This window comes from Streptomyces sp. 150FB (assembly GCF_000818195.1).
Taxonomy (GTDB): domain Bacteria; phylum Actinomycetota; class Actinomycetes; order Streptomycetales; family Streptomycetaceae; genus Streptomyces.
Map to the genome: position 1 here is coordinate 320436 of NZ_JTHL01000001.1, position 5205 is coordinate 325640.

Annotated in this window: 5 protein-coding genes; all 5 read right to left on the reverse strand. The window is 71.5% G+C overall.

What is annotated here, in order from left to right; all coding sequences use genetic code 11:
• Positions 1-7: 7 nt before the first annotated feature.
• Complete coding sequence (locus QR77_RS01165) at positions 8-1129, reverse strand: hypothetical protein (RefSeq protein WP_040019251.1); 1122 nt, start codon at positions 1127-1129, stop codon at positions 8-10.
• A 128-nt stretch (positions 1130-1257) separates the two neighbouring features.
• Positions 1258-3675, reverse strand: coding sequence for a glycoside hydrolase family 95 protein (locus QR77_RS01170; RefSeq protein ID WP_052488443.1), 2418 nt, complete (start codon positions 3673-3675; stop codon positions 1258-1260).
• A gap of 153 nt (positions 3676-3828) precedes the next feature.
• Positions 3829-4329, reverse strand: coding sequence for a hypothetical protein (locus QR77_RS01175; protein ID WP_040019253.1), 501 nt, complete (start codon positions 4327-4329; stop codon positions 3829-3831).
• Positions 4330-4430: 101 nt separating this feature from the next.
• Complete coding sequence (locus tag QR77_RS01180; protein WP_040027065.1) at positions 4431-4676, reverse strand: DUF397 domain-containing protein; 246 nt, start codon at positions 4674-4676, stop codon at positions 4431-4433.
• A 45-nt stretch (positions 4677-4721) separates the two neighbouring features.
• Positions 4722-5205, reverse strand: a 484-nt coding sequence (gene aroQ, locus QR77_RS01185) for a gamma subclass chorismate mutase AroQ (RefSeq protein ID WP_052488445.1), incomplete at its 5' end; no start/stop codon positions are given.

A 5205-nucleotide genomic window follows, 5' to 3' on the forward strand; every position in this document is an offset into this window, starting at 1 on the left:
CGTGCCGTCAGTAGCGGAGGTCGGCGGCGATCCGGTCGTGCCTGGCCAGCGTGGAGTCGGGGAGGAAGACCACCTCGGCGCCGCCGCGCAGCGCGTTCTCGACGAGTTCGTCGACGATGTCCTCCCGTACGTCGGGCCAGTCGGCGGCCCCGCCGTCCCCGTCTCCGACGGGCAGGAGATGGCCGTCGGAGACCCGGGCGGTGACCTGGTAGTGCTCTTCGAGCGTGATCAGGGCGGCCCGCTTCTCCCGTACGGCCTCCCAGACCTCGTCCAGGCCGCCGGCGAAGGTGTGCCTGCTCGTGGCGTCGTCGAGGCGGGCCAGGACGTCCCACTTCTCGCGGCGCGCGTACTCCTGGACGACGGGTCCGAGTTCCCGCAGCAGGACCGGCGCGGGGCCGTCGGTGAGGCCGCCCTTGACGAGCCGTCCCGAGGCCGCGCGGTGTGCGGCGCTGCCCGCGTCGTCCAGCAGCGCGAGCGCGGGTGCGACACCGAAGACGTACAGCGGCCGTGGCTTGGCCGCGACGACCTCGCCCACGGCGTTGTCGACCGAGCGAAGGAAGCGGCGGGTCTCCTCGTCGGTGAAGGTGCTGGGGGTGTCGCCGATCCGCTCCTCCCGTTCGGCGTCCCAGGCCTCCGCTTCCGGTTTCATGGGGAAACCGTTCTCCGGATACTCGTGCAGCGACTCGCCGGTGCCGCTCCAGAGCGTCGCGTGGTCGGCGGCCACGCCGAGGGCCCAGTAGGGGCGTGACTGCTCGCTCGCCGCCACCAGGTTCCTGGTGACGTAGGTGTCGCTGAGGACGACCCGCTCGGGCACTTCGCGCGGCAGGTACCAGACCCGGAACTCCTCGGTGTCGGCCAGGATCAGCAGGCCGTCGAGCGTGCGGCGCGGATCGACCTCGCCGGCGGCCAGGGCGAGCTGCTCCTTGACCGCGATCCGCGCCACGCTCGGCACCTCTGGGTCGGCCTCCAGCCTGCGGCCGGCCTCGGCGATGACATTGCGCAGGCGTACGCCGTCCTGTTCGCTGTTCGGTTCACGCCGGTGCGTGGGCATCGTCAGGGACACCACCGGATAGGTGTGCCGGGTGCGCAGCTCGCGCAGAAGGTCGGGCGTGGTCGCGTTGCTGTCCATGCTGCCCCTTCGCTCGACGAAGGTCCCGCCGGACGGACGGTCGGCGTACGGACCCGCGGTCGTGCATCCATTTTGCGGGATTCCGGCGGGTTCCGCAGAGCAGAAGGGGCAGCGGCGCTCTCAGGGCCTCAGGCGGCGCTCCGGGTGAAGATGTACGTCCGTCCGGCCCTGGCCTTGATCTTCCGCTCACCGCCCGGCAGCAGGGTGGCGCGCAGGGTCAGCTCAGCCGTACGGCTCGCGTGCAGGACGACCCGGCTCGCGCTGCCGCCTGACCAGGTGATGTCGAGGGTGGCGCCGCCGCGCGCCCGCAGCCCGGTCACGGAGCCGTCGGGCCAGGTGGCCGGCAGGGCGGGCAGGACCTCGATCGGGCCGTGCTGGCTCTGTACGAGCATCTCGGCGACCCCGGAGGCGGCTCCGAAGTTGCCGTCGATCTGGAACGGGGGGTGGGTGTCCCAGAGGTTCGGCAGGGTGGAGCTCTTCAACTGTTCGGTGAGCATCCGGTGCGCGTGGTCGCCGTCGCGCAGCCGGGCCCAGAAGTTGATCTTCCAGGCCTTGCTCCAGCCCGTGCCGCCGTCGCCGCGCGCGGTGAGCGAGACCTTCGCCGCCTCGGCCCACTCGCTGCCCGGCTCGATCGCCCGGCCCGGGTGGAGTGCGAAGAGGTGCGAGACGTGCCGGTGGTCGTCGGTCTTGCTGTCGGTGTCGGTCTTCCACTCCTGGAGCTGGCCCCAGGAGCCGACGCGCAGCCCGGGGTCGAGGCTGTCGAGTGCCCTGACCAGCCTGGTACGGAAGCCGGGTGCGTCCCCCAGGGTCCTGGCCGCCTCCAGCGTGTTGGTGAACAGGTCGTGCACGATCTGCTGGGACATGGAAGCGCCGGCGGTGAAGTCCCCGTGCTCGGGCGAGTAGCTGGGGGTGACGACGAGCTTTCCGTCGCGCGGGTCGGTGCGCAGGTTGGCGAGCCAGAACTCGGCGGCCTCCTTCATCACCGGATAGGCGGTGGTCCGCAGATACCGGGTGGAGCCGCTGAAGCGGTAGTGGTCGTACATCTGCTGGGTGAGCCAGGCCCCCGCCTCGGGGAACCAGAACGACGAGGGGTACTCGTGGACGCCGGTGAAGCCCCACGGGTCGGTCTCGTTGTTCACGACCCAGCCGGCCGAGCCGAAGATCTCCCGGGCGCTGGTCCTGCCGGGTGCGCGCATCGACTCGATGTAGCGGTCGTAGGGCTCCGTGGTCTCGGCGAGGTTGGTGACCTCGGCGAGCCAGTAGTTCATCTGGAGGTTGATGTTGACGTGGTAGTCCGCGTCCCAGGGCGGGTTGGTGACGTTGTTCCAGACGCCCTGGAGGTTCGCGGGCAGCGATCCGGCGCGGGAGGAGGCGATGAGGAGATAGCGCCCGTACTGGAAGAAGAGCGCTTCGAGCGACCGGTCGGCGGGGCCGGTTCCGGTGCCGGCGGCGTACGCGGCGAGGAGTTCGTCGGTGGGCAGCGCGGGGAGCCGCTGGCCGATGTCGAGGGTGACCCGGTCGAAGAGGGCGCGGTGGTCGGCGACATGGCGGGCGCGGAGGTCGCGGTACGGGCGGGCGACCGCCCTGTCCACGGCCGAGGTGACGGCGGCGTGCGGGTCCTTGCCCCGGTAGTCGGGGAAGGTGTCCGCGTAGTCGGTGCCCGCCGCGAGGACGAAGAAGGCGCTGTCGGCGCCGCTGACGGTGAGGGTGCCGTCGGTCCCGGCGCTGATGGTGCCGCCCTCGGCGCGTACCCGGATCTGGGCTTCGAAGCGCAGCCCGTTGTCCTGGAGGACGCCCCGTACGGTGATCCTGTCGCCGTGCGCCGTAGCGGTGAAGTCGCTCCTCGGCGAGGCGTAACGGAGGGTGAAGCCGGTCTTTCCCGGCTGGTCGCAGGCGAACCGCCCTGCGATGACCCCGGCGGGGTGGGAGGCGAAGAACTCCCGTGTGTACGCGGCGTCCTGGTGGCTGTACGCGACGCTCGCCACGGCGGAACGGAGGTCGAGGGCGCGGCGGTAGGAGTCGTCGGGCGTGGCCGGAGCGCCGGGGACGGTCAGCTCCAGGTCGCCGAGGACCTGGTAGGAGCCGAAGCCGTGCTTGGGCTGTCCCAGCTCGGCGGCGACGGTCTCGGGACTGAGTCCGCCCTCGGCCTCGATCCGGTCCTGGACGGCGGCGAGGGCGCCGGGCCTGGGCGTGGTCCAGTTCCCGTGGTCGAAGCCGCCGGCCGCGCCGGGGCCGCCGGTCCACAGGGTCTTCTCGTTGAGGGTGAGCCGTTCGGTGGCGAGCGTCCCGAAGACACCGGCGCCGAGGGCTCCGCTGCCGATGGGCAGCGACTCGCGCTCCCAGTCGGCGGCCGGGGTCCGGTACCAGAGCGTCAATTCATCGGAGGAATCGTCGGAGGGCTTGGCATCGGCGGCGGATGAGCCCGCCGCCGCAGAGCCGGACGCGACGGTCCCGGCAGCGGCCGGATTGGGAACTCCTATTGCCAGAGCGCCCGTTGCACCGAGCGCCGACATGAGCGTGGTCCTGCGGCTGATCCCTGGGGTCATGGCCAGTCACGGTAAAAGTCCGATGACTGTTTTGGCAAGAGACATGACAAAACCACGGTACGGGCAAGACGAGGTCAAGAAATCAGGCGCGCGGGCCGTGCGCGGGCCGTTCCCCGGTCCCGCTCAGCCCCGCTGGAGCCGACCGCGCCGGGCTCAGCCCTGCTGGAACAGCTCGGCGGGCAGCGGCTTGAGGAGCGCGTACAGGTCGTCGGTGATCGGCCGGTCCCAGCTCGCGATGGTGACGAGGACATTGTCGCTGCGGTCGAACTGCACGCAGGAGATACGGCTCTCCGAGAGCTTGAGACGGCGCACGATCAGCAGGTTGTCCCCCTGCATCACGGGCATGTCCTCCGCACCGGTGACCTCGACGGGCTCCTCGTTCTCCAGGGCCAGCAGGAGCTGGGCCACCTCGAACGGGATCTGGCCGTCCAGCAGCTCGCGCGCCGGGGAGCCCTCGGGCAGATTGCCGATGATCATCGCGGGACCGCGGCCACCGAACAGGTCGTAGCGCAGGAAGACGCCCTGACAGCTCCCGTCGGGCGCGGGCAGCAGACCGGCACCGAGATTGCCGGGCCAGTCACCCGGATCCATGGCGAGGACGTCGAAGTCCGGGCCCGCGGGTGTGGCGGCGCTGCGGCGGCGGAGGAAGGACATCCCACCATGGTACGTGTTCGCGTGACTACGCCGGAGCCGGGCCCGGTGTGCGCTCCGCCGTTCGGAACACCGCCCGTGGAGCGCCCGGTTGCCGCGTCCCGTCAGGTGAGGTCGAATTCACCGTCCCGCGCGTTGATCACGAACGCCCGCCACTCGGCGGGGCTGAAGATCAGCGAAGGGCTCTCCGGTTTACGGCCGTTGCGCATCGCGATGAAGCCTTCGACGAAGGCGATCTGGACGTCACCCGTTCCCTGGCTTCCCGACTGCCAGTCCGCCCCGCTCAGGTCGAGTTCCGGCTTGTCCCAGCCCGAAAGCGGCTGGTGGGTGGTAGTGGTGCTGTCGGCCACGTCCTGCTCCTCCCGCTGCGTCGTCCGGCCCCACATTAGCGACCGTCATCCTTCCGGGACAGGCCGCGGTCGAAGGCCGCTCGCCGAGGACGGCCCGCAGACGGAGCGCAGCGAACGGTGGAGCGCCGCCCTGTGCGTGGCGTCGAACCGTGCGTCGGCGGCGACTCGTACGGCCGAGGCCGCCAGCGCGCCGCCGCAGACCGGGGCGGTACGGGTCCCCGCCGAGCGGGCGAGCGCCCGGACGAGAGCGCCGTCGACACGGTTGATCTCGTCGCGCACAGAGGCGAGTGCGGGCCGGGCGGCCGGGGCCTCGTCGGGGTGGCCGCGCCAGCGGCTGAGCAGTGCGCGCTGTACGTCCTTGCCCGCCTCGATCTGGTCCCGGAACACCCGGACCGTGGCCGCAGGATCGGCCCCCAACCGCCGGGCCGGCGCCGCCGCCGAGGCGAGGACCTCCCGTTCCCTGGCCGGGTCCTGGACGGGCTTGTCCGTCCCCCGTTTCGCGGCGGCGACCCGGTCGGCGACGGCCAGC